Origin of the sequence: Parabacteroides sp. AF17-28 (assembly GCF_003479205.1) — a bacterium.
Taxonomy (GTDB): domain Bacteria; phylum Bacteroidota; class Bacteroidia; order Bacteroidales; family Tannerellaceae; genus Parabacteroides; species Parabacteroides acidifaciens.
In genome coordinates this window covers 132,119-157,200 of the sequence record NZ_QUGV01000001.1, presented here as the reverse complement: position 1 = coordinate 157,200, position 25,082 = coordinate 132,119, and the positions used below count along the sequence as shown (strand labels likewise).

Genomic DNA, 25,082 nt, shown 5'->3' with positions numbered 1-25,082 from the left:
ATTATGGATATATGAATAATAGATTATGAAGACACTTGTACGTAATTTTCTCGGCATGTTCCGGCGTTTTCAGATGGCGATGTTCCTGAATGTAGCCGGGCTTTCGGTTGCTTTTGCCGCGTTTCTGATCCTGATGATGCAGGTACGGTATGATTACGGCTTCGACCGTTGTCATCCGAAGGCGGAAAGGATTTTTCTGGCTGAACTTTGTGACAGTGTCATGGCCGACGGGCGCGTGATCTATCCGGGGGCGTTCCCCGACGTGCTGATCGCCTCGTCTCCGCATATCGAGGCAGGGACGCTGATTACGCCTTACGATAAGCGCTACTACCTTACGATCGGTGAGGGGGGCGACCAGAAGGGATTCCGTGAACGGGTCACGACTTGTCATCCCGATATTGTGAATATCTTCGGATTCACCTTTGTCGAGGGCGACGGAAGTTGCCTCCAAGACCCGGAGAAGGCGATCATCCCGGAGAGCCTGGCACGGCGGATGTTCGCCGGCGAACCGGCTGTCGGCCGACAGATCCATTCGCACGACTGGGTCTGGACCAAGACGGTAAAAAACATGACGGTAGGGGCCGTCTATCGCGATTTCCCTGAGAATACGCAACTAAGCAACAATATCTACATGGCGATCGACGCCTCTTTCCGCAAACCGACGGAGTGGGGCGGGTCGAACTGGCTGTGCTACCTGCTGCTCGACAGCCCGGAGTCTGCCGCCGCCGTGGAGGACAACTTTAACCGTACGTTCGATTACTCGCAGATCTGGGGGGCGGATCATCTGCACCTGCATCTGATCCCGCTCGGCGATATACATTATATGAATATGCAGGATGTGTGGGGCGCAAGCCCGCTGAAGACGCAGAACCCGGATACGGTGCGCCTGCTTTTCTTTATCGGCTGGCTGATCCTGCTGATTGCGGCGGTCAACTATATGAATTTCAGTACGGCGTTGACGCCGATGCGCATCCGGAGTATCAATACGCAGAAAGTGTTGGGGAGTCCTGCCGGGGCGCTCCGCATTTCACTGTTAGTGGAGGCGGCGGGGATTTGCCTTGTGGCCTATGTCCTGGCGCTTGTCTGGATTTACCTGCTCAATAGGGGGCAGTTCCTCTCGTTTGTCGAGGCGGATATCAGTTTACTATCCAATCTTTCCGTCGTGACTGCGACGGGGGCGATTGCTTTGCTGGTAGGCGTGCTGGCGGGTGTCTATCCGGCTTATTACATTACGTCTTTCCCTCCGGCGTTGGTGTTGAAGGGGAGTTTCGGGCTGTCGCCTGCCGGGAAGCGGCTGCGTACGGCATTGATCGGGTTGCAGTATGTCGTTTCTATCGCCCTGATTGTCGGAGCTTGCATCATCCAGTTGCAGAACTACTTCATGCGGCATTATAACTTAGGTTTCGACCGCGACCGGATTGTGATAGCGGAGTTGAGTGGCGAGATGTCGGGCAAGCATCGCGATGCGTATGTCGACCAGTTGATGAAATATCCGGAGATCGAGGACGTTGCCTTCGCTTTCCAGAAGTTCGGTGGCGAGGATTCCTATTCCACATATGAATTCTCCTGTAAGGAAGAAACGTTTAATGGCTTTCTGCTCAATGTATCGCCATCCTTCCTCGATGTCATGGGCATCCGCTTGACGGAAGGGGATAATTTCAGCCGTACGGACGAGCGGGACAGCCTGAACCATTTCGTCTTCAACGAGACGGCACGCCGGGCGAACGACCTCCATCTCGGCGACCTGGTCGATATGGGCTGGGGGCCGGGCCGCATCGTGGGCTTTACCGACGACGTGCTGCTGACCTCGATGCGCGAGGAGAAAACCAATATGGCCTTCTTAGTCTCGACGCCGAAGGTGATGCAGCCGCTCAATTTCTCATACATCCGGTTGCGTGCAGGTGCCGATGCCGAGAAAGTCGTCGGCTATATCCGCGAAGCTGCGGCCAATATAGATGCATCCTATCCGTTGGAGATCGAGTTCTACGACTCCCTGTACAACCAGCTCTATCATCGCGAGGAGTTTGTGAAGCAGATGGTGACGTGGTCCAGCGTGTTGGCGATCCTGATCTCGATAGTAGGTGTTTTCGGGCTGGTGATCTTCGAGACGCAGTATCGCCGGAAGGAGATCGGTATCCGTAAGGTGCACGGGGCGACGGTGGCGGATATACTGTTGATGTTTAACCGCAAATATTTCTATATCGTGGTCGTCTGCTTTATTTTAGCTACGCCTGTCGCCTATATGTTAGCTTCCGGTTGGTTGAAGACGTTTGTTTACCGGACGCCTGTCTACTGGTGGGTATTTGTCCTGGCCTTCGGCATCATCCTACTTGTCACTCTCCTCACCGTTTCCTTCCAGAACTGGCGTACAGCCCGGGAGAATCCGGTGGAGAGCATACATGTGGAGTAGGATTATGAATTGGGAGGTCAGATCTTTTTCTTTAAGGTGAAGAAGAAGGTCATCCCTTTGCCCAGGCCGCTCTTAGCGGAGATTTGTCCCTTGTGGAAGTTCACGCCATTCTTGACAATGGAGAGGCCCAATCCCGTCCCGCCGACCTTGCGGCTGCGGCCTTTGTCGACACGGTAGAAGCGTTCGAAGATACGGTTGATATGTTCTTCGGAGATGCCGACGCCGTTATCCGAGAAGCTGAAGTAATAGAACTTCGGATCTTCCTTGTAACAATTCACCGTGATGTGGATGCCGTCGCCGGCGTATGCGATCGCGTTGTCGTAGAGGTTGCGGAAGATGGAATAGAGCAGCGAGTAGTTGCCGTATATCGTCGGGTTGCCCGGCAGGATCGCTTCCGTCGTGATCTTCTTTTCCTCGATCTCTTTTGAGCATTCCTTCTCGATCTCGCCGATCAGTTTCGGGATGTTCACATCCGACAACTCGAACATTTCGGAGGCCTCGTCCAGGCGGTTCAGCACGGATATGTCACGCAGCAGACCCGTCAGGCGCGTGCTCTGCGAGTAGCAGCGTTCGAGGAAGAACTGGCGCTTCTCGTCCGGCAGTGTCGGGTTGTTGATGATGGTTTCTAAATATCCCTGGATGCTGCTGACGGGGGTCTTCAGCTCGTGCGCGACGTTCTGCGTCAACTGGCGTTTCATCCGGCTCTCTTCCTCCTGGCGCGAGATGTCGTTGATGGATATCTCGTAGCTGTTGTCGAGGAACAGGATACATTCGATCAGAAAAATCTTCCCGTTCTTGTCTATCGTGACCGATTCGCGCAAGACTTTCCGCTTGCGGTTCGTATTGGGGATATTCTTGCTCAGGAAAAGGTGGATCGGTTCGAGTTCCGGTATGTCGATCGCATCTTCCGACTGCCGTATCTGGATGTCGGAGATCACGTTGGCGAACTGCACGTAGAGGATGTTGGACAATATCTCCCTGCCTTCAGCCGTGAACATGGCAAACCCTTCTTTGGCATACTGGAAGTGCTTGATCAGCTTCTCGCGTTCCATTGAAAGCTCGTTTTTGGCTTTCTGCTGGCGGTGATAGAGGCTGACGATATTCTTGGAAATATCCCCTAACTCATCGTTCGGGAATGTATATTCGTTTTCCGGTATCCGGTCTTTCTCCACGTTCAAGGCGAAATCACGCAGCTTCGAGATCGTCCGCCCGATACTGAACGTGAAGCGGGAGAGGACGAAAAAGAATATCAGCGTCATCAGGGCCATGAAGTAGATGAAATCCGTGTCGATCGTCAGGACGCGTTGTGTGTACGGGTCCCAGGGCAGGGCGGAGCGGTAGATGTATCCGCCTATATTCGTGGCTGTGTAGAAATAGCGCTTTCCCGTCGAGTTGGACGAGCGGATGGCAAACCCTTCGTTGTAAAGGCGTGCCTTGCGCACTTCGCTGCGGTCGTTATGGTTGTTGAACTCTTCTGCCCCGCTGTTGTCGAACAGGACTTTCCCGTCGGGGTTGATAATCGTGACGCGCAGGTCTTTTTGCGGGATCTCGCTGATAAACAGGTGGACTACCTTATTAATGTCTTCGGCCTGCTGCGTGCGGCGAAACAGTTGGTAGTTATAATTCCCCAGTACATTATTCAACTTCTCCTGTGCAAACTCCCGCTCCCGTTGATACTGGAACAACAGGAAACAAGCCGTAAATCCCAGGAACATGGCGAATATCGACCAGAAGAGCCGTTGGCTGAAAGGTATTCTGTTCTTTGTCCCCGATTCTATTTTAACCATCTTCGTACTCTTTGATTAGCCTTCAAAACAATAACCGAAACCGAGGCGGGTGACGATGTTCTTTCCGTACGGCCCGATCTTCTTCCGCAACCGGGTGATGTTTACATCTATGGTGCGGTCGAGCACGTAAACTTCGTCTTTCCATATCCGGGAAAGGATTTCCTCGCGCGAGAATACATTTCCTTTGTTCTCCAACAGTAGTCTTAGTATTTCGAATTCCTTCTTGGTGAGGGACACCTCCTGCCCGTCGACAGTCGCCTTGATGCGCTTTATGTCGAGCGAAAGTGTTTCGTATTCGAGACGCTCGTTTTCCTGCGGTTTCTCTTTATCGGTCGTGCGGCGCAGGACTGCTTTCACACGGGCTACGACCTGGCGGATCGAGAAGGGCTTGGAGATGTAGTCGTCTGCCCCTAAGTTGAAGCCTGTCAGCATATCGTTTTCCGTATCTTTGGCAGTCAGGAAGATGATAGGGATGCCGGCCGTCTTCTCGTTTTTCTGCAGGATACTGGCCATCTTGAAACCGGATATTTCACCCATCATGACGTCCAGCAGCAGCAATTGGTAAGAAGGGATATCCATCTTCAGGGCTTCTTCGGCACTGAAAGCGGTGTCTACTTCATATCCTTCTATTTCGAGATTGAACTTAAGGATCTCACACAAATCCTCTTCATCGTCCACCACAAGAATCTTTTGCATATCCATAACCGATGTGTCTTATTTATTACAAATATAATTTATTTCTGCAAAGGACGCAGTTCGGTATTTCGAAGGAATGAAATACATGTTACAATCTTATTACAAATGCCTCAAATTGCCACATCCTCCCATTTCCCGGCGATAAGCTCACGGGTAGATTTGAATCCCGCCTTTTTCAGCAGTTCGAATGCCTCGGCGCGTCCGTCGTTCACCAAATCCGGATAATGGCAGTCGGAGTTGACCATCACCGGGATACCCAGTTCGCACAGGCGGTGCAGGTAATCGTGATGCGGGTAAAGCTCTTGTTTCTTTTGCAGGTTTTTGGTGTTGACTTCGACCATCAGCCCTTTCTCGGCAATCAGGTGTAGGCAGTCATCCAAAGGCTTTTGGTACCAGTCGGCCTCCAGGTCGAAGGCTTCATATTTCTGTCCGTTCATATAGATTTTATCCATGTGTCCGACAATGTCGATCCCGCCGGCCTCGATCATCTTCAGCGTGGAGTCGAAATAGCGGGCGACCAGTTTGCGGATATCCCCTTCATAATAGGTATCGACCGAGTTCCGGTAATCCCTGAAAGAACCGTCTATGCAAACCATATTCTCTTCCGTGAGCGGAAGGGCTACCGGCAGGAAATGAATGGAACCGATGCGATAGTCGAGCGGCAGGTTCCGGAAATAGGGGATAGAGGCATTATAGGTCTCATCTAAGAAGTCGATTTCCAGCCCGACATATATTTCCAGTTGGTCGCCATACTTCTTTTTCAGCCGTTCGATCTCCATCAGGTATTCAGGCATATCGTCCTTCGACATATTCCAGAACGTCTCGAACGGCAGCGGCGAATGGGAAGAAAAGCCGTAGGCCCGGAATCCATGCGAAACGGCAAACTTAACGAAGTCCTCCGGCGTGCTCCGCCCGTCACAAAAAGTACAATGACTATGATAGTTACTGAGTTGCATAATCTTATTTATCTGTTTTTATATAGGAGGTTGAAGGTTTATTTGTGATAGGGCAAAGATAGCTCTTTTCTTCAGAAGAGCAGTCGTTTTAAATGAAAAAGGCGAAGACAGTTTCCTGACTTCGCCCTTTGTCTTTTGAGAGGGGAAAACTTACTTGATAACCTTCAGTTCTTTTCCTACTTTGATGAATGCGGCAATCGCCTTGTCCAGATGTTCTTTTTCGTGGCCGGCGGACAACTGTACGCGGATACGGGCCTGGTCTTTCGGTACTACCGGATAGTAGAAGCCGGTTACATAGATACCCTCTTCCTGCATACGGGCAGCGAAGTCCTGAGACAGCTTGGCATCATACAGCATAACGGCGCAGATAGCCGATTGAGTCGGTTTGATGTCGAAACCGGCAGCCATCATCTTGTCGCGGAAATAGCTGACGTTACCCATCAGTTTCGTATGCAAAGCATCGCTCTCCTTCAACATCTTGAACATTTCCAGGCTGGCGCCGACGATAGCCGGAGCAACCGAGTTGGAGAACAGATAAGGACGTGAGCGCTGGCGCAACATATCGATGATTTCTTTCTTTCCGGTCGTGAATCCGCCCATAGCGCCACCGAATGCCTTACCTAATGTGCCGGTGAAGATATCCACCTTTCCGTAGCAGTTGAACTGTTCGGCAACGCCGTGTCCCGTCGGGCCGACAACACCGGCAGAGTGAGATTCGTCGACCATCACTAATGCGTCGTACTTCTCGGCCAGTTCGCAAATTTTGTCCATCGGAGCGACATTACCGTCCATCGAGAACACACCGTCCGTCGCGATGATGCGGTGACGCTGTGCCTGGGCTTCCTGCAGGCAACGTTCCAGGTCTGCCATGTCGGCATTCGCATAGCGATAGCGTTTAGCCTTGCACAGACGTACGCCGTCGATAATGGAAGCATGGTTCAATGCATCGGAGATGATGGCATCCTCTTCCGTGAACAACGGTTCGAACAACCCGCCGTTAGCGTCGAAGCAGGCAGCATACAAAATCGTATCTTCTGTCTTGAAGTAATCGGAGATAGCAGCCTCCAACTGTTTGTGCAAATCCTGTGTACCGCAGATGAAACGGACGGACGACATGCCGTATCCGTGTGTGTCCATAGCCTCTTTAGCCGCTTTGATCAGACGTTGGTTGTCCGACAGGCCTAAATAGTTGTTTGCGCAGAAGTTCAACACGTCGCTTCCTGCGTTTACCTTGATGTCAGCCCGTTGGGGAGTAGTGATGATACGCTCGTTCTTATACAATCCGGCAGCTTTGATGTTTGCCAGCTCCTGTGTCAGGAAATCTTTCAGTTTACCGTACATAACGTTTGTTTTTTGTTAGTATTATTTTAATTGACAATTGTCGATATTCAATTAGGCAGAGGCAAAGGTCACACTTTTTTTGAATATATAGACTAAAAAAACATAAGAAATTCGTGTAGGAATGCATTTATTCTCTATACCTTTGCCTCGGAAAAAAACTTAAAAGAACATCAAACGCAATGAAGAATGTATTAGTTATTGGTTCTACCGGCCAGATCGGATCGGAACTGACCATGAAGTTGAGAAGTATCTACGGTGGTAACATTGTAGCAGGTTATATCCCCGGACAGGAACCGAAAGGCGAATTGCTGGAATCAGGGCCTTCTGCAATCGTGGACATTACGAACGAGCAGCAGATTGCCGAGACAGTGTCCAAATACAAGGTAGATACGATTTATAACCTGGCAGCCCTCCTGTCTGCCGTAGCAGAAGCGAAACCGCAGCTTGCCTGGAAGATCGGTATGGGCGGTTTGTTTAATGTATTGGAAGTAGCCCGCGAAATGCATTGTGCAGTGTTTACCCCGAGTTCGATCGGTGTATTCGGCAATAACACGCCGAAGGACAAAACTCCGCAGGACACGATCCGCAACCCACGTACCATGTACGGCGTGACGAAAGTCTCCGGCGAGCTGTTGAGCGACTACTACAATATCCGTTTCGGTGTCGACACGCGTTCCGTACGCTTCCCCGGCCTGATTTCATACGTGACACCTCCGGGCGGCGGTACGACAGACTATGCAGTCGATATCTACTACTCGGCCGCTAAAGGCGAAAAGTTCGTATGCCCGATCAAGCAGGGTACATTTATGGATATGATGTACATGCCGGACGGCCTGCGCGCCGCTATCGAGATTATGGAAGCCGACTCTACGAACTTCGTTCACCGCAACTCCTTCAACATCGCCTCCATGAGCTTCGACCCGGAAATCATCTTCAACAACATCAAGAAGTATATGCCGGAGTTCCAGATGGAATACGACGTAGACCCGTTGCGCCAGGCTATCGCCGAATCATGGCCGAACTCCCTGGACGACACTTGTGCCCGCCAGGAATGGGGCTGGAAGCCGGAATACGACCTCGACTCCATGACGAAGGATATGTTAGCTAAACTGAAAGAACGTTTCAGCAAGTAACTTCTCCTCCCATAAGTAAAGCCCTGTAATGGCGACACTCTTAGTGTCACTATTACAGGGCTTTTCATATCCCTGCCCCGCAGGTTCTCTTTTGCGTCCGTTTCAACGGACGGTTTAAAAGATTGGAGGCAGAGCCTCTTCCGCTGTGGGTTTGAACCCCCTTAAAATAGAGACGGTTCCTTATTAAAGGGGTTCAAACCCGCAGAGGAATCCGGCAAAGCCGGGTGTTTATCAATCCGTTCGTTGAAACGAACGGCAAAAGAGAGCCTGCGGCAAAGGGCGAGGCAAGCCCTCATTCACCTCGCCACCTTAAACCGGCGGTCGCCAACAACCACAATGCAAGGCCCGGCGGGTGCCTCCATCGTCGTCTCGCCAGCAGAGAGGCGGAGGGAGCGGAGGAGGCTGCCGTCGAAGGCGTAGATGCGCAGGTCGGCGGCTACGGGCGTGCTGATGTGCAGCTGTCCGGAGGCGGTCCACAGGCGGACGGCGTCGGGCGTGACGGCGGCATTGGCGGTCGGATCGTCGTTGCGGCGGATGCCGGTGACGGTGATGACGACATCTTCCTGGATGTCGCGCACCACATATCGGCCGTCGCCGGCACGCGGCTCTATCGTCTCGCCCCGGCTGGTGGTGACGACCGGAACGGACTGGTCGTAGTCGGCATCGAGGGCGATCGAGAACGCGAAGTTCGTGCCCTCTTCCACTATCGTCTCGCCGGTTGCACGGCTAAAGGTCGCGCCTTCCACGGCGGGCAGGGTGACGGTGTAGTAGGTCGGGATGACCACGGGAGGGGTCGGAGGCGTGGACTTCTCGGTGACGGTGAAGAAGCTGGTTAATAGGGTTGTGACAGTGGGGGCCGTGGCTTTAAGCGAGGCGTTGCTTAGTGTCACCTTTACATAACACCGGTATTTGCCGGCACCAAGGGTATAGCTTGACTTTTGGTAGTCTTGGCCGCCGTTCAGCTCAACCCAATTATTATCCTTCCATTCAGACCAGGCATAAGTGGCCTCGTCCGGAATTTTACCCGACGGCTTCAGTTCCGTCTGACCTCCCCGCGCTACTTCCACATCGGAGGGTGTGTCCAGGCTAAAGTCGACGACCTTATCATTGGCTAATGGTATCGTGACGGAACGAATCAGGCCGGATAAATCTTGGAACATTCCTCTATTTACGACTCCCTTCGAGCAGGTAAGTCCTTCTGTGCTGCTTGTTCCGTAGAGTATCAATGATCCATTTTCAGCAACAGCAATGGAGTCGAGCTTATTCTCCCCGTTCAAATACAAAGTAGCACCTTTCTTTATCACCAGGCTATCCACATTGACGTTCTTTATTGCCATTTCGAAAACCGTTGTTTCTATCTTAAGCAACGGCACTGTGGTCTTTTCCAGGATACCGTTAAACTCATGAGTAGTTCCATTGCTATCCGTATATTCCCCGGATGTTGTAAAGGTAATGCTCTTCTCGTCTACTATCTGTGGTATCGGCTTTCCTACCATCAGATAGGAAGTCTTTGGACCGGCAGTAGTTGAGAAGGCATCTACTATTTCACCTCCTTCATCAGTTATATCACTTTTTTTATCAGTAGCTCCTATCAGTTTAACATTTTCGCCCTCTGTTACTTGGTAAAGCGTATATTTGGCATCCGCCGTTACGTTGGCGGTAAAAGAGCTGGTCTCGTCGAGATACTGGCCGAACATCTCACGGGTAAACCGGATTTCTTCGTTTCCATGTTCGGCTACCAGTTCCGTTTTAGGTTTGTTGGTAAAGTCCCATTGAATAACGGGAAAACTAAACTCATTTCCGGTAATATGTCCTGCACACCGCAGTATGCCGCCTTTGTTAATCGAAAGTTTATTACTGTTGTCTGCATAAATCCATCTGTATGTATAAACCTTACCTTCCCCGCCAATCGTTAAGATGCCTTCGTTCTCAATGTCGATAGCGATAGAACTTGTTCCTGCCCCATACGCTTTCAGTACGTCGTTAACCGTGACCGAACCGCCCGCTAAGACTTTCAGTACGTAATTATTGTTTCCGGTCATTACCGTATTCTCCACCGTCACCGGCCCGTCCAGCTTTAGCCCACCGCTGACTTCGACGTAGGAGGCTTTGAGGGTGTCGCCCTTCAGCGTCCAGTCTGCGGAGGCGGGGACTTGCAGGCTGTCGACGAAGCTGCCGGAGCGGGCTTTCAGGCAGAGGGCCTTCGTGAGGCCGTCGGCAGAGGTCAGGAGGATGTGGGCGTCGTTGGCGGCCTTATTCTCTATGCTGTAATAAACACTGTCATTACTGCCTGTGTAATTGAGCGTGACGATCTTCCGGTTGTCGGCGTCGGTGTAGGTATAGCCATCGGCAGTTGCGGAGGTGGACAGGGTGGCGAGGTCGATGACATAGGGGTTGTCGGCTGTGCCTTTGGCGCCGGCGCTTTGCATATTGTAATATGTGGTGATTACTCTCGTTTCCGAGAAGTTGAAGGTGCTGACAGGGTCTGTGCTTGAAGCCGGCTCTCCTTTCTGAAAGTCCTTGCCGACCCTTACGGTTATGTTGTTGCCGCCGGGGTTGGTGAAGAACGTCTTATACGATTTGCTGTTGTCGTACGGTATTGTGACGCCTCCTCCGTCCCAATTGACGGTGATGTCGGCGGTTGGGGCAGAGCCCCACACCCAATATATCAAGCTATACAAGTAACCGTTACTCTTATTGATGACTCCATAGAATAGGAAGCGGTTCTTCGGGTCGACGTGGCATTCGCCGGATTCCTGGCTATACGCATATGGTTTACTGCTACCACCGGCCTTCACCGTCACCACCCCTTCGGAGCGCAAGGTGACGTAGGTCGCCTTCCCTTCGGTCTGGCTTTCACAAATCTTGATAGCAGATGCGCTGGAAACAGAAGGTCCAGTCAACTCCGTCTTGTCGAGAAAGCTAAGCACCGCCGCCGTGTCTGTCTTAATGGCAAGCTCTACGTTCGTGCCCTTGCCTTTTACGCGGCCGCTAAAGGCGGCTTTATTTGTATCATCTGTCCCATGCTTGTGTATCCACCCTTCGGTGTTGGAGAAGATGAGGGAGTCGGCGGTGTAGGTCTGGGTTTCGTTTGTAGGGGTTGGGCTTGTGCCGCTGTTGGCCGTGAGGGTCGAAAGGTCCAATGGGCTGTCGAAGACGTCGGTCTTTGCGGTCGTGCCTTGCAAGTCGCTGGTGAAGCCTTTGAGGATGGGGAGGTTGTCGGGGGTGCCGTTGCTGGTGGGGTATTCCCAAACTGCGTCGGCGCCTTCTGTCGGGAAGAGTTCGTCGAGGTCGGTGTCGGTATCGGCGTTGATGCCGTCGAAGTACTTGCCGATTGAGCTACCACCGACGCCTGTCACCTTGCCGTTCATCCGTATTTTGGTGGAGGCGTAGCAGGTGGTGGTGTCGCAAAGGGCATCAGAAATATATACATTTCCGCAAACACGGCCTAAGGAACCTCCGTTTGCAGAGGTTATGTTATCCTTGTTTACGGCGAGGGCGTGGGAGAGGGTACCTCCGGTGGTTGTACCAACCACACCGCCCATATAGGGATAACCTTGTCCGGTTGCGTCTATCTTTCCTGTTGCATATACATGGCTGATGTTACCTTGATTGTGCCCGACAAGGCCACCGGCATAAGCAAGGGTGTAGCTGTTGGCAACAGTTCCTTTTACGTTGAGGGTCGCATAGCAGTTCGTGATGCTTCCATTGTTCCTGCCTATAAGGCCGCCGAGATATCCAGGGTCTGCCTTCGCATCTATGGTGGCGCTATTATTTCCTATGGCAAAGCAATTCTGTATGGCGCCTTCATTATGACCGGCTAAGGCGCCGGCATAAACATACTGATCTTTTACCTTTATCCCTGCCTCAGCGACTTGGATTCCCAAGTCGTGGACGTCGCCCTGCAGGTAACCGAACAGGCCGGCATATATAGACATATTATAGAGTGTCTCATTCTCTATCTTTATCTCTATCTTCAGCTTCTTTACCACCTTGTAGTTGCCGTCGAAGGTTCCGTAGAAAGGGTATATATCATTTCCTATCGGCGTCCAGTAATGATCGGTGAGGTCAATGTCATTATTGCCCAGCTTGACGGTGCAGTTCTTAAAGCCTTTCTGGTGGGGGTAGAGTTTCTTGTAGCCTGGGTCGTTTGCCTGGTAGACGGAGTCTTTGTTGTTCGTGATGTTTGCGATCCAGGCGAGGCCGAGGGCGGTCTTGACGGTGTAGAGGGTGTCGGTGCGGGTGGCGTCATTGGTGTTGGGGAGGGTTACCTGGACGTCTGTGGACGTCCCGTCGGTACCGACGGAGACATTGGCAAGAACGTTTTCGTCTTGCCAATTGGTGTTATTAACCTCGCCTTCCGCCTTGGCGGTTGGGGCAAGGAGGAGGAGGGAGAGGAGGAGGATGAGGGGGAGAGGGGTTGTTTTCATGATGTTGTTTTATTGATTTGTGTTTACACTCCCTCCCCCGCCAGGGGCGGGTACTCCCTCTATGAATAGAGGGAGAGCTTGGGAATGTGACAGTTAATAATTAAAAGTTTATAGATTTGTGTTTACACTCCCTCCCCCGCCTGCGGCGGGTACTCCCTCTATAAACAGGGGGAGAGTTTAGGAATGTAACAGTTAATAATTAGTTACTATTAATATGTATATGCAAGAATAGCGTGTTTAACATTCTCAAGCTCTCCCTCTGTTTATAGAGGGAGTACCCGCGATAGCGGGGGAGGGAGTTCTTACACTACATGTTCACAGTATCTAACCTTACCGCTTCACCAACCCTGACTTTACCATATCGTAGGCTGCGATGTTACCACATCTGGGTCTACTATGTTACCACATCTGGCTCTACGATGTTATAACATCGGGGTCTGCGATGTGGTAATATCAGAGTTCGCCGGGGCGTTCGTAGCCGGGGACGTCGCCTACCTTAATGATTTCAGGATAGTCGTACGAGCGGGGAGTCTTTAATATTTGAGTGGTATTGCTGCTACTCTGTGTCGTCACCCTAACATACCACTTCCCCTCCGTCACCGCCGCCGGAAGAACAAACTGTAGCTTAGTCGGCGAGTTGGGCGACAAGCTCTTGGGGGCTACAAAGACAGTTGTGGCAGGTTCTTTTTCGCTCGTAAAGAGAATGCCGACACTCGCATCGTCCCCCTTCACGGCAAGGCGCATACCGCTGATAAGGGCCATGCCGCCGGGGTTGAGGTGGTTGGGCTTGTTCTCCGTCGGGTCTGTGACCGACTGGATGACGGGGCCTGTGGCGCCCGACTGTTCGAAGGCGTGGATGACGCAGCTCTCGATGGCGCGGCGCGCACCGTCGCCCTGGGTGAGGTTGACGGACACTTTGAGACGGTCGGCGGGGATGTTATGCCCCAGGTCGTTGGCCAGGACGCTGCCCTGGATGCCGATGGAGCTGCGGAAGAAGGGGGTCACGATGTTGTTGCCTTCGGCGGCTGCCCGGGCGCATTCGTCGAGGAAGGTCTTGATGAACGCGGCGCCGTCGACATTCTTCGTCGCGATCTCGCGGGCGGCTATGCGGGTGACGATGTCGTCCACGCCGAGGGTTGCCGTGACTTGCGCGGTGAGATAATAGTCGTTCTCGATTTCTTTTGTCAGCTCATTCAGATGAGCGATTGCATTGATTGTGCTCATGATACTTTTTGATTTATCGTTAATATTAGAAACTCCGGGACCGTACGTACAGACACAAAAAAAGCGTGAGATGCCGTTTACGCTTATCTTACCAATCAGGTCTTCGCATTACCTTTACTGAAGATAAGCAACAGCACTCACGCCATTATCCTATACGTACGGCCATGGGCAGACGGCCGCCAATATAAACAATGCACGTGAGCGTTTGTTGCTACCATCTCTCCAGTAAGAATCAAATGTGCGAAGTTCGATTGGTAAGAGATGATATCTTAAAACGCTTTCCGAAATCAATATGTACCGAGGGTTGCGGAAGAAGCACCGGCTCTCCGGGCTTGCAAGTCTTCCGCTGTGCTCGCGGGGCAAAGATAACGAAAGGTCTCAGGTTTACCAACAATCGGGCAGGTATTTGTTTCACCCGACGGGGGCAAAAGTATCACTAACTACCCGAACTGCCATAAAAACCCGTGGGACAATTCGTGGGACAAATGCAGGAAAAAGGGGTATTTACTCTATATTCTGCCGGATTTTCGTCAAATATTCCTTCATCCCGGCCGAATCTTTGTCTTTGATGATATCTTGCAGGATGTTCAGTTCCTCCTGGATGCGGGCGATCTGTTTCGGCGTGCGGGGGTTGAAGAGGATTTCCGTCAAGAGGTAATCGTCTTCCGAGAGCAGGCCGCGCGCGATCTTCATGTGTCGCTTGAAGGTCGTACCCGGGGCGTCCTGGTGCTTCATCGTGGCGGCAAAGACCATCGTAGAGGCGAACGGGATGCCGAGCGAGTAGGCGACGACCTTGTCGTGCTCCTCGAACGTGTATTCGCAGATGTGCAGGCGGAGGCTGGCGTAAACATCTTTGAAGAAGATTTTTCCCAAGTGGTCGCCTTCGGAGATGATGATCGTGTTCTCCTTCTCCAGCTGTCCGAGGTTGGCAAACGTCGGGCCGAACATCGGGTGGGTGGAGACGTACGGGAAGCCGCAGGTCTCGTAGAACTCTTTCAGGTAGGTCTTGACGGATGCGATGTCCGAGATGATACAATAGGGTTGGAGGTAGGGCATGATGCTCTTGAACGCCTCGATCGTATAGCTCAACGTGACGCAGTTAATCACCAGTTCGGGGTTGAAATCGGCCACTTCCTCCGGTTTCTGGAGGCGCAGGGCGTTATAGATGAAACGCATCCGCTTCGGATCGCTCTCCAATACAGCCACCTCATGTTCAAAGCTCAGCAAGTCGGTGAAGAAAGAACCCATCTTTCCGGCACCTAATATCAGTATCTTCATTATTAATAATTATTTAATGTGCTAATATGCCAATGTGCCAATGGAAATATAAGAATCGCTACATTTAGCAACGCGCCACATTGGCATATTGGCAAATTGGCACATTATTATTCATTCATTCATTATAATCATCTGCTGGCGGACAGACTCTTCGTGTATCTCTTTCAGCATCTCCTTGACAAAGTCCGGGTTCAGGTCCATCTGTTCGCCCATGTTGGAGCGCTTTTCGAGGATTTCGCTGTAGCGGGGAGATTGCAGGATGGGCATGTTGTGCTCCTTCTTATACACCCCGATTTCACGGGAGATGCGCATACGTTTGGCAAGCAGTTCGAGCAGCTGTTCGTCGATGCCGTCGATCTGGCGGCGCAGTTCGGCGAGGTTCTCGGTTGTCTGGTTGGAGTCGCGGATGACGAGGAGGTTCAGCACGTAATCCAGCACGTCCGGTGTGATCTGCTGCGAAGCGTCGCTCCATGCACAGTCCGGGTTGCAGTGCGATTCGATGATGAGGCCGTCGAAGCTCAGGTCCATCGCCTGCTGGCAGAGCGGGGCGACCAGTTCGCGCTTCCCGCCGATATGGCTCGGGTCGCAGAAGATCGGCAGTTCCGGCATGCGGCGGCGCAGCTCGATAGGGATATGCCAGAGCGGCAGGTTGCGGTACATCTTCTTATCGTATGAGCTGAAACCGCGGTGGATGGCACCTAAGCGACGGATGCCTGCTCCGTAGAGGCGTTGGAAAGCGCCGATCCACAGTTCGAGGTCGGGGTTGACCGGGTTCTTGATCAGGACAGGGACATCCACGCCTTTCAGGGCGTCGGCAATTTCCTGTACGGCGAACGGGTTGACAGTTGTACGGGCGCCGATCCACAGGACGTCGATGCCGGCTTTCAGGGCTTCGAAGACGTGGTCTTTCGTGGCCACTTCGGTCGAGACGTACATGCCGGTTTCCTTCTTTACGCGTTTCAGCCATTGCAGGCCTTCTGCACCGATTCCTTCGAATCCACCCGGTTTGGTACGGGGTTTCCAGATGCCTGCGCGGAACAGCTTGATGCCTTTGTCGGCAATGCCTTTGGCGGTTTCCATTACTTGTTCTTCTGTTTCCGCACTACACGGACCGGCTATTACGACAGGACGTTGCGGGTCTATACCGGGTAACATGATCGATTCTAATTGCATTTCCATATGAATAATGATTTAATTTGTCAATATGCCAATGTGCCAATACTTATAAGTTCTTTATTCTCTCGAGCGCCTCTTTCAGCGTCTCGTTTTTGCAGCAGAGCGAGATGCGGATGTAGCGTTCGCCCTGGCTGCCGAAGATGAATCCCGGGGTGAGGAATACATTCGCCTCGTAGAGCACCTTGTCGGCTATCGCTTCGCTGCCCTTTGCATCGGCGGGTATTTTACCCCAGAGGAACATGCCGACTTGCTTCTCGTCGTATTCACATCCTAATGTGTGCATGATCTGTCCGGCGAGGTCGCGGCGGCTGCGGTAGACCTTGTTCATGTTGTCGTACCATTCTTTCGGGGCGGCGAGGGCTTCGACGGCTGCGTGCTGCATGGGCTTGAACTGTCCGGAGTCGATGTTGCTCTTCACCTTCAGTATCCACTGCACGAACTGGGCGTTGGAGGCGAGCATCGCCATACGCCAGCCCGGCATGTTGTGCGCCTTGCTCATGGAGTTCATCTCGATACAGATGTCTTTGGCTCCCGGGACGGCGAGGATGCTCAACGGATGCTCGTTCAGGATGAAGCTGTACGGGTTGTCGTTGCAGATGATGATGCAGTGCTTCTTTCCGAAGGCGACCAGCTTTTCATACAGTTCCATGCTGGCGTTGGCGCCTGTCGGCATGTTCGGGTAGTTGGTCCACATCAGCTTGACGTTCGACAGGTCCAGCTTCTCTAATTCCTCAAAGTCAGGCTGCCAGCCTAACTCTTCTTTCAGCTCGTAGGGGATGAGATTTGCTTCCACTAACTTGCTAACCGAACTGTAGGTCGGATAGCCCGGATTGGGGACCAGCACGCCGTCGCCGGGGTTCAGGAAGGCCAGCGAGATGTGCAGGATTCCTTCTTTGGAGCCGATCAGCGGCTGTATTTCTGTCTTCGCGTCGAGGCTGACGTTGTACCATTTCTGATACCAGTCGGCGAACGCTTTGCGCAGTTCCGGAATGCCGACATACGGCTGGTAGCCGTGTTCGTTCGGCTGATGGGCATGTTCACACAAAGTCTCGATTGCCCGTTCCGAAGGAGGGAGGTCGGGACTGCCTACACCGAGGTTGATGACGTTCTTGCCTGCGGCATTCATTTCGGCTACTTCTTTCAGTTTCCTGGAAAAGTAGTATTCTTGTACGCTACCTACACGGTTAGCGGGTGTAACGGTTTTACACACTTTGTTTTCCTTCTGCATATTCGCCTAATATTTTTAAGTCTTTTGTCAACGGTCTGATAGCATCCAATGCCTGTTTGTAACGCAGGTAATCCGTAAAGGTCAGATTGATATAAAACAGATATTCCCATTCGCGGCCAATGATCGGCAAGGATTGTATTTTAGAGAGATTCATGTCGTAGAAAGAGAGGACGGAAAGAACTTTGGAGAGGCTGCCGGCAGTGTGGGGGAGGGCGAAAACGACGGATGCTTTGTTTCTGTCTTCACCTTTAAGCATCTCGTCTGCCGTCCATCGGTCGGCTATTGCCAGGAAGCGGGTGAAGTTTCGCTTGTTTGTCTCGATCCCTTCGGCAAGGACTTCCATGTTGTAGATCTGGGCGGCCAGTTTCCCGCAGATGGCGGCGTGCCCTTTCAGTTGGTTTTCCGAAATCCACCGGGCGCTCATGGCGGTGTCTTCCTTCTCGACCACTTTCGCATTGGGCAGCGTGTCGAGGAAGTCGGTACATTGCATCAGGGCGATCGGGTGCGAGTTGACCTCTTTGATGTCGTGGATGTTGGTTCCCGGAAGTGCAACCAGTGAATGGGAGATACGCAGTTTGTATTCGCCGATAATCTGCAAGCCGCTTTCGCGAATCAGTTCATGGTTCTGCAGCAGGCTACCTGCAATCGTATTTTCGATCGCCATCATTCCCAGAACGGAAGGGTCTTTCTTAATGGTTGAAATAACTTCTCTGAATGTATTACAACCGATAATGTCTATTTCTTCACCTTCAAAGTAATTACGGGCGGCTATATCGTGATACGAACCGGCTATTCCCTGGATTGCTACTTTCTTTTTCATCTTCTTTCTGTTTTATAATTTCATCTGTTGAATCTTTGCTGTTGTATGGACCAAAAAAAAAGTCCCACCGAAACCGGCAGGACTTTATATTGTTCCATTGATACATATATTCTTTCATCAACGCTCTACATACAAACTCCTGCCTTCACTCTGCTAAAGTAAAAGTAATAAAAGTAATATGTAAAGCTAAATCGATTCATTTTGTCTCTTTGTTTTTAAATACGCAGCAAAAGTAACGCTTTTTTGGAAACTACAAGCGAAAAGTGATATTTTTTTTCGCTGCATCCGAAATATTTATTCCGTCAGGGCTGCCTTCTTAGCCAGATAGACACTTATTGCGTAATTAACGTTACGCAAATAACGTAATGAGTGTCAAACAACTCTTAGCCCTGCTTGCAGGGTACGCATCTCTTTCGGAATGCATTTCTTGATGCTTTCGATCAGGATGCCGGCAATTGTGTGACGGATAAAGTCTTTGCGGGTTACCCAGACGATTTCGCGGGCCGGACGGGGGATTGCGAACGGGCGCAGCAGTTCCTTTTGCTGGTCGCTTAACTGATAGGTCGCTAATTCCGGGATGAATGTAATGCCGTTGCCGCTTTCCACCATGCGCATAAAGGTTTCCAGGCTTCCCAGGCGGTAAGCTGCCTGGCGGAGTTTCACCTTTTCCATCTGGCAGAAGCGCATCAGCTGGTCGCGGAAACAATGCCCTTCATCCAGCAGCCAGAGGCGTTCGTCGCTGATGTCGGCGGAGCGGACCATGTCTTTCTTAAAGACGCTTTCATTGCGGGCGACATAAGCATAGAATTGCTCATAGTATAAAATATCTCCCTGAAGTTGCATCTCTGTCGGCGTATTGGCAATAATAGCCGCATCTATCTCCCCGTTGAGCAAAGCCCTCATGGTCGGAGCAGTCTGCATCTCCAGAATACGGATATCCAGGTCGGGATGCTTCTCCGATATCTGCTGGAAGAAACGGGGAAGCAGGTAGGGGGCGATGGTCGGCAGCACGGCAAGGCGGAATGTGCCTTTCAGGGACTGCTCTTCTTCGTTTACAATATCTTTGATCAATGATGTCTGATAAAGGACGACACGTGCCTGGTCGATTACTTTGCGGCCGGCTGGGGTAGGACAGACCGGCTGGATGTTGCGGTCGAACAGCTTGACTCCCAGCTCGTCTTCCAGTTTCTGTATCATCATGCTTAATGTCGGTTGGGTTACGCGGCAGTGCTCTGCTGCCTTGGCAAAATGACGGTAAGTATCTACGGCCAGAATGTATTCGAGTTGTTGTATATTCATACGCTTTATTTGTTGTTATTGTTTTTGTCGATATAATTTCTACGAAGGTAGAAAAAAATAATGGAATGTGATGTTTTTATAAATGTTGAAAATGTACTTTCTTTGTATGTCAACTAATATATACACCTTAATAATAATATATATGCAGAAAAAGTTTGTGTTAGCCATCGGTGTCGCAGTTGCTTTGGGCGCTTGCCATTCCACTTCATATCATTCGGACGAGGCTATCGTCGAAGTCCCTTTTACCGAAGTACACGTGACGGACCATTTTTGGGCGCCCCGCATCGAAGTGAACCGGACTGTTTCCATCCCCTCCGCTTTCAGGCAATGTGAAATAAACGGACGTTTCGATAACTTCGCGTTAGCGGGCGGTCTGATCAAAGGGGAGCATAAAGGCGATTTCCCGTTCGACGATACCGATCCTTATAAGATTATAGAAGGAGCTTCCTATTCGCTTGCCGTTAAATATGACCCGAAATTAGATGCTTATCTGGACAGTGTTATTACGCTGATCGGGGCAGCCCAGGAGCCGGACGGCTACCTGACTACGTGTGTGACGAACAAATGCGAGCGACTGAACCGCTGGTGGGGATCGAAGCGCTGGGAAAAGCTGAACAGTCACGAACTCTATAACAGCGGTCACCTGTATGAGGCGGCCGTCGCACATTACCAGGCTACCGGTAAGCGCAGTCTGCTCGATATCGCCTTGAAGAATGCCGATTTGGTTTGCAAGGATTTTGGTCCGGGCGAGGGGCAGAAACATGTGCCTTCCGGCCATCCGATTATAGAGATGGGGCTTGCCAAATTGTATAAGGTGACCGATGAGCAGAAATATCTGGATATGGCTAAATATTTCGTGGAGGAAACCGGGCGCGGTACAGACGGACACCGGTTGAATGCTTACAGCCAGGACCATAAACCGATCCTGCAACAGGAGGAGATTGTCGGGCATGCCGTCCGTGCCGGCTACCTGTATTCTGGAGTGGCGGATGTGGCGGCCCTCACAAAAGATACGGCCTATTTCAATGCTATTTGCCGGATATGGGATAATATGGCTACTAAAAAACTCTACATAACGGGAGGAATTGGCTCGCGTGCACAAGGGGAAGGGTTCGGACCTGAATATGAACTGCATAACCATAGCGCCTATTGCGAGACGTGTGCCTCCATTGCGAATGTATATTGGAACCAGCGCATGTTCCTGGCAACAGGGGATGCCAAGTATATAGATGTATTGGAACGCGCCTTGTATAACGGTGTGATATCGGGCGTTTCCTTGAGCGGCGACAAGTTTTTCTATGACAATCCGCTCGAATCGATGGGGCAGCACGAACGGGCGCCCTGGTTCGGGTGTGCCTGCTGTCCGGGTAATGTCACCCGCTTTATGGCTTCTATTCCCAAATATATGTATGCCACTCAGGGCAACAACCTCTATGTGAATTTGTATGCGGGTAACCGGAGCCGGATAGCTTTGGCAGGTGATACGGTAGCCCTGGTCCAGGATACGGAATATCCCTGGGACGGTACAGTCAAGCTGACCGTCTCGCTACAAAAGCCTCTCTCTTTTAACCTGAAACTCCGCATTCCGGCCTGGACTGGCGATGAACCGGTTCCCGGCAGTGACCTCTATACGTTTGTAAAAAGAGATAGAAAACCTTGTGCCGTCTTCGTAAATGGAAAGCCGCTGAAAGAGAAAGCTCATCATGGATATGTGGTGATCGAGCGACAGTGGAAGCCGGGTGATGTCGTCGAACTTCGTATGCCGATGGAGGTCCGCCGGGTAAAGGCGCATGAAAAGGTCCGTGCCGACGAAGGCCTGCTGTCCGTAGAACGCGGACCGGTGGTGTATTGCCTGGAAGGGGTCGATATGCCCGACCACCATGTGTTCAATAAGTATCTTCCTGAAAATGCCGCTTTCACATTCCAATATGAGAAAGACAAATTGAACGGCATAGTGGAATTGAGCACAACCGCTAAGGAAATGGAGCGTGACGAAGCGAACGGCACTGTTTCGGAAAAGGATGTTCCTATAAAAATGATTCCTTATTCAACCTGGAATAATCGTGGGAATGCTGAAATGGCTGTCTGGATTCCAGCTTCGGCCGGATATGCCAGACCGACACCGGAACCTAACATCGCTTCACGTGCGAAATCATATACCGTTGTCAGTGCCCCGATTCAGAAAGACGGTATAGCCCATGAACGCCGTGAATGGTGTTACGGCGTCAATGACCAGTGGGATCCGAAAAGTTCGGACGATATGTCGAAGTCTTACTGGTATTTCTGGTTGAAAGAAGGTACGGAAGAATCGATCGAATATGTATTCGATAAACCGGAGACTGTGCGGAATGTGCAGGTCTACTGGCTTGACTTCGACCATTATGACGGCAACTTCCGTGTCCCGGCAAGCTGGAAAGTGCAGTATCGGAAGGGAAATACCTGGAAAGATGTAGAAGCCCGGGGAGAATACGGCTGTAAAAAGGATTGCTATAATTCCGTAGACTTTACCCCGGTTGAGACTACCGGTCTGAAACTGGTTATCCAACTTCAGAAAGGCGAGTCGGGTGGAGTGATTGAATGGAAAGTAAATTAAGAAATGCGATCCCTCCAAACTTTCAATTTTCAACTCTTAACTTTCAACTATCCGGAGGGGCTTATTGTATAAAACGCATTTTTCAGTTCCAAAAGACATTCAAAATAAAACAAATGTTAATCCACTTTTTTGACCTCAAAAAGGGGCTTTTTCCGATTTTTTGAGCGTTTTCAACAATTACGACCGTCCTCTTTGCCATTACGACCGTGCTAATGTGTAGTGCACTCGGCAGCTCGCGAAGATTAGGACGGTCGTAATGGCGATTATGACCGTCCTAATTGAAAAGAGGACCGTTTTCATGGCAAAAAAGCCCCTGAATTTCCTTGCGATATTTGGGACGCCGTCCGTTTTATTTTCAAATAATCGATTCTCCGGGAGTTAAGCTTTATCACATTGTCGGCGTTTCCGTCTTTCGGCAATCAAATTGCACGTTTTTCGGAACGGACTGCGCACCTCGTTTTTCCTATTGTCAGGAAGGGGAGTTTAAACCGTGAAAAGAGTCAATCCAAAATCGATCAGAATTTCGGACGAAATAGAAAAACGGTAAAAAAGGGGGTTATTGTAATTCATTAGGTTTGCAGGAGATTCAAAACTTACCAATTTTGAAACAATGCTGTTCAATAACATACAGGTGTTGAATTGCTTTTTTTGATTAAGTGTGTAATTTTACACTTTAAAGATCGCGTAACTTAATTCTTATATATAATGAAGCAAATCTTATTAGTTGCACTTGCCGGCATAAGTTTGGCAGGCAGTGCACAAACGCATGACGGCGGCTACCCGATAACGCCTGTTCCTTTCACATCCGTAAAAGTGACCGATAGTTTCTGGGGACAAAGACTGAAGGCCAGCCGTGAGGTGACTATCCCGCTTGCATTCAGTAAATGCGAAGAAACGGGGCGTTATGAAAACTTCGTGAAAGCGGCCCATCCTAACAGCGATTATAAGGTTGAAGGGTTCTCGTTCGATGATACGGATGTCTATAAGACGATCGAAGGGGCGAGCTATTCCATGCAGACCTATCCGGATAAGAAACTGGATAAATATATCGACAGCGTACTGACCATTGTGGCTGCCGCGCAGGAACCGGACGGCTATTTATATACGGCCCGCACCATGAACCCGCAGCATCCGCATGAATGGGCGGGTAGCCGGCGATGGGAAAAAGTGGAAGAACTGAGCCATGAGTTTTACAATCTTGGACATATGGTGGAAGGGGCTGTAGCACATTACCAGGCAACCGGAAAAAGGAATTTTCTGGATATAGCGATTAAATATGCCGATTGTGTGGAGAAGGCGATAGGCGACAAACCCGGACAGCTCGTTTTGGTGCCCGGTCATCAGATTGCCGAGATGGCACTTTGTAAACTTTATTTAGCAACAGGACAGCAGAAATACCTCGACCTTGCCAAATTCTTTCTTGACAAGCGTGGCCATACGGCCCGTAAAGATGCTTACAGCCAGGCGCATAAGCCGGTGTTGGAACAGGATGAAGCCGTCGGTCATGCCGTGCGTGCAGCCTATATGTATTCCGGTATGGCAGATGTGGCTGCCCTGACAGGCGATACGGGATATGTCCATGCTATCGACCGCATCTGGGAAAATGTAGCGGCGAAGAAACTTTATCTCACAGGCGGTATCGGGGCAACCAATGAAGGGGAGGCTTTCGGGAAAAACTACGAATTGCCGAACCTGACCGCCTATTGCGAGACTTGTGCCGCAATAGGGAATGTATATTGGAACTACCGCCTGTTCCTGCTTCACGGAGAATCCAAATATTATGATGTTCTCGAGCGTACCTTATATAATGGTTTGATTTCGGGTGTCTCCTTAGATGGTGGTGGTTTCTTCTATCCGAATCCGTTGGAGTCGACCGGCCAGCATCAGCGCCAGCCCTGGTTCGGCTGTGCCTGCTGCCCGTCTAATATCTGCCGTTTTATTCCCTCTTTGCCGGGATATGTCTATGCGGTGCATGACAAGGATGTCTATGTCAATCTTTTTATGAGCAACACGTCCGACCTGAAGGTGAACGGAAAGAGCCTGCAATTGGCTCAGAGCACCGAATACCCCTGGAACGGCGATATCCGCCTGAATGTAACCCCTAAAGGGAAGCAAGACTTTACGTTGAAAATCCGCATCCCGGGTTGGGTGAGAGGCGAAGTGGTGCCGAGTGACCTGTATACGTTCTCCGACGGTAAGCAGTTGGGCTATTCCATTAAAGTAAATGGCGAAGCGGTAGAGAGCGGATTGGAAAAGGGATATTTCTCTGTTTCACGCCAGTGGAAAAAGGGGGATGTGGTAGAGGTGCATTTCGATATGGAACCGCGTACGGTCAAGGCTAACGCGAAAGTGGAAGCCGACCGGGGGCGTGTAGCCGTAGAGCGTGGGCCGGTCGTCTACTGTGCCGAATGGCCGGACAATGATTTCAGCGTCCTGGGCGTATTGGTGAACCGTAAGCCCGAGTTTACGTTTGAACGCAAGCCGGATCTGCTGCATGGAATTAATGAGATCAAGACTTCAGCACAGGCGCTGAACTATGATGCAAGTGGCCGCCTGACTGTTAAAGACGTGACGCTGACTTTGATCCCGTATTATGCCTGGGCGCATCGCGGGAAAGGCGAGATGGCGGTCTGGTTGCCCCAAGAAGTGAACGCCGTCCGTACTTCCGTACCGGGAGAGTAAGTTGAGATGGTTTGTATAGATTTTATCTA

At 51.0% G+C, this 25,082-nt stretch carries 15 protein-coding genes; 4 read left to right on the top strand and 11 right to left on the bottom strand.

Features of this window, described 5'->3' with window-relative positions:
- Positions 1-25 precede the first annotated feature (25 nt).
- Complete coding sequence (locus DWW90_RS00750; RefSeq protein ID WP_122343624.1) at positions 26-2,410, top strand: ABC transporter permease; 2,385 nt, start codon at positions 26-28, stop codon at positions 2,408-2,410.
- 17 nt (positions 2,411-2,427) lie between these two features.
- Here the strand turns inward: DWW90_RS00750 and DWW90_RS00745 are convergent, their stop codons facing one another.
- The 4 genes from DWW90_RS00745 to kbl all read right to left on the bottom strand — a co-directional run bounded on the left by DWW90_RS00745 (position 2,428) and on the right by kbl (position 7,190).
- Positions 2,428-4,197, bottom strand: coding sequence for an ATP-binding protein (locus tag DWW90_RS00745; protein ID WP_122343623.1), 1,770 nt, complete (start codon positions 4,195-4,197; stop codon positions 2,428-2,430).
- A 15-nt stretch (positions 4,198-4,212) separates the two neighbouring features.
- Complete coding sequence (locus DWW90_RS00740; protein WP_115500794.1) at positions 4,213-4,899, bottom strand: response regulator transcription factor; 687 nt, start codon at positions 4,897-4,899, stop codon at positions 4,213-4,215.
- A 104-nt stretch (positions 4,900-5,003) separates the two neighbouring features.
- Positions 5,004-5,849 carry a histidinol-phosphatase gene (locus DWW90_RS00735; protein ID WP_122343622.1) on the bottom strand — a complete coding sequence of 282 codons (846 nt, stop codon included), beginning with the start codon at positions 5,847-5,849 and terminating at the stop codon, positions 5,004-5,006.
- Between the two features lie 150 nt (positions 5,850-5,999).
- Positions 6,000-7,190: a glycine C-acetyltransferase gene (gene kbl, locus DWW90_RS00730; RefSeq protein WP_122333555.1), complete on the bottom strand. Its 1,191-nt coding sequence runs from the start codon at positions 7,188-7,190 to the stop codon at positions 6,000-6,002.
- Positions 7,191-7,369: 179 nt separating this feature from the next.
- On the opposite strand from kbl, the gene DWW90_RS00725 reads away from it, so the two are divergent.
- Positions 7,370-8,323 carry an NAD-dependent epimerase/dehydratase family protein gene (locus DWW90_RS00725; protein WP_122343621.1) on the top strand — a complete coding sequence of 318 codons (954 nt, stop codon included), beginning with the start codon at positions 7,370-7,372 and terminating at the stop codon, positions 8,321-8,323.
- A 296-nt stretch (positions 8,324-8,619) separates the two neighbouring features.
- On the opposite strand, the gene DWW90_RS00720 is transcribed toward DWW90_RS00725, so the two are convergent.
- The 7 genes from DWW90_RS00720 to DWW90_RS00685 all read right to left on the bottom strand — a co-directional run bounded on the left by DWW90_RS00720 (position 8,620) and on the right by DWW90_RS00685 (position 19,778).
- Positions 8,620-12,753, bottom strand: a complete 4,134-nt coding sequence (locus DWW90_RS00720; protein WP_147382385.1) for a GLUG motif-containing protein — start codon at positions 12,751-12,753, stop codon at positions 8,620-8,622.
- A gap of 453 nt (positions 12,754-13,206) precedes the next feature.
- Positions 13,207-13,977, bottom strand: a complete 771-nt coding sequence (locus DWW90_RS00710; protein ID WP_122343618.1) for a DUF4469 domain-containing protein — start codon at positions 13,975-13,977, stop codon at positions 13,207-13,209.
- Positions 13,978-14,481: 504 nt separating this feature from the next.
- Positions 14,482-15,255, bottom strand: a complete 774-nt coding sequence (locus tag DWW90_RS00705; RefSeq protein ID WP_115501395.1) for a prephenate dehydrogenase/arogenate dehydrogenase family protein — start codon at positions 15,253-15,255, stop codon at positions 14,482-14,484.
- A 111-nt stretch (positions 15,256-15,366) separates the two neighbouring features.
- Positions 15,367-16,434 carry a bifunctional 3-deoxy-7-phosphoheptulonate synthase/chorismate mutase type II gene (locus tag DWW90_RS00700; RefSeq protein ID WP_199659153.1) on the bottom strand — a complete coding sequence of 356 codons (1,068 nt, stop codon included), beginning with the start codon at positions 16,432-16,434 and terminating at the stop codon, positions 15,367-15,369.
- A 43-nt stretch (positions 16,435-16,477) separates the two neighbouring features.
- Positions 16,478-17,659 carry a pyridoxal phosphate-dependent aminotransferase gene (locus DWW90_RS00695; protein WP_122343617.1) on the bottom strand — a complete coding sequence of 394 codons (1,182 nt, stop codon included), beginning with the start codon at positions 17,657-17,659 and terminating at the stop codon, positions 16,478-16,480.
- Positions 17,634-18,479 carry a prephenate dehydratase gene (locus DWW90_RS00690; protein ID WP_122331948.1) on the bottom strand — a complete coding sequence of 282 codons (846 nt, stop codon included), beginning with the start codon at positions 18,477-18,479 and terminating at the stop codon, positions 17,634-17,636. Before DWW90_RS00690 ends, DWW90_RS00695 begins: the two co-directional genes overlap by 26 nt.
- 372 nt (positions 18,480-18,851) lie before the next feature.
- A complete protein-coding gene (locus DWW90_RS00685) occupies positions 18,852-19,778 on the bottom strand; it encodes a hydrogen peroxide-inducible genes activator (RefSeq protein ID WP_122343616.1) in 927 nt (308 codons plus the stop codon).
- 142 nt (positions 19,779-19,920) lie between these two features.
- On the opposite strand from DWW90_RS00685, the gene DWW90_RS00680 reads away from it, so the two are divergent.
- Entirely contained in the window at positions 19,921-22,371 is a 2,451-nt protein-coding gene (locus tag DWW90_RS00680; RefSeq protein ID WP_122343615.1) for a glycoside hydrolase family 127 protein, read from the top strand.
- 705 nt (positions 22,372-23,076) lie between these two features.
- Positions 23,077-25,053 carry a glycoside hydrolase family 127 protein gene (locus DWW90_RS00675; RefSeq protein ID WP_122343614.1) on the top strand — a complete coding sequence of 659 codons (1,977 nt, stop codon included), beginning with the start codon at positions 23,077-23,079 and terminating at the stop codon, positions 25,051-25,053.
- Positions 25,054-25,082 lie beyond the last annotated feature (29 nt).

Coding starts and splice junctions, on each gene's coding strand:
- DWW90_RS00750 (WP_122343624.1), top strand. CDS start 26: ATGAAGACACTTGTACGTAATTTTCTCGGCATGTTCCGGCGTTTTCAG.
- DWW90_RS00745 (WP_122343623.1), bottom strand. CDS start 4,197: ATGGTTAAAATAGAATCGGGGACAAAGAACAGAATACCTTTCAGCCAA.
- DWW90_RS00740 (WP_115500794.1), bottom strand. CDS start 4,899: ATGGATATGCAAAAGATTCTTGTGGTGGACGATGAAGAGGATTTGTGT.
- DWW90_RS00735 (WP_122343622.1), bottom strand. CDS start 5,849: ATGCAACTCAGTAACTATCATAGTCATTGTACTTTTTGTGACGGGCGG.
- kbl (WP_122333555.1), bottom strand. CDS start 7,190: ATGTACGGTAAACTGAAAGATTTCCTGACACAGGAGCTGGCAAACATC.
- DWW90_RS00725 (WP_122343621.1), top strand. CDS start 7,370: ATGAAGAATGTATTAGTTATTGGTTCTACCGGCCAGATCGGATCGGAA.
- DWW90_RS00720 (WP_147382385.1), bottom strand. CDS start 12,753: ATGAAAACAACCCCTCTCCCCCTCATCCTCCTCCTCTCCCTCCTCCTC.
- DWW90_RS00710 (WP_122343618.1), bottom strand. CDS start 13,977: ATGAGCACAATCAATGCAATCGCTCATCTGAATGAGCTGACAAAAGAA.
- DWW90_RS00705 (WP_115501395.1), bottom strand. CDS start 15,255: ATGAAGATACTGATATTAGGTGCCGGAAAGATGGGTTCTTTCTTCACC.
- DWW90_RS00700 (WP_199659153.1), bottom strand. CDS start 16,434: ATGGAAATGCAATTAGAATCGATCATGTTACCCGGTATAGACCCGCAA.
- DWW90_RS00695 (WP_122343617.1), bottom strand. CDS start 17,659: ATGCAGAAGGAAAACAAAGTGTGTAAAACCGTTACACCCGCTAACCGT.
- DWW90_RS00690 (WP_122331948.1), bottom strand. CDS start 18,479: ATGAAAAAGAAAGTAGCAATCCAGGGAATAGCCGGTTCGTATCACGAT.
- DWW90_RS00685 (WP_122343616.1), bottom strand. CDS start 19,778: ATGAATATACAACAACTCGAATACATTCTGGCCGTAGATACTTACCGT.
- DWW90_RS00680 (WP_122343615.1), top strand. CDS start 19,921: ATGCAGAAAAAGTTTGTGTTAGCCATCGGTGTCGCAGTTGCTTTGGGC.
- DWW90_RS00675 (WP_122343614.1), top strand. CDS start 23,077: ATGAAGCAAATCTTATTAGTTGCACTTGCCGGCATAAGTTTGGCAGGC.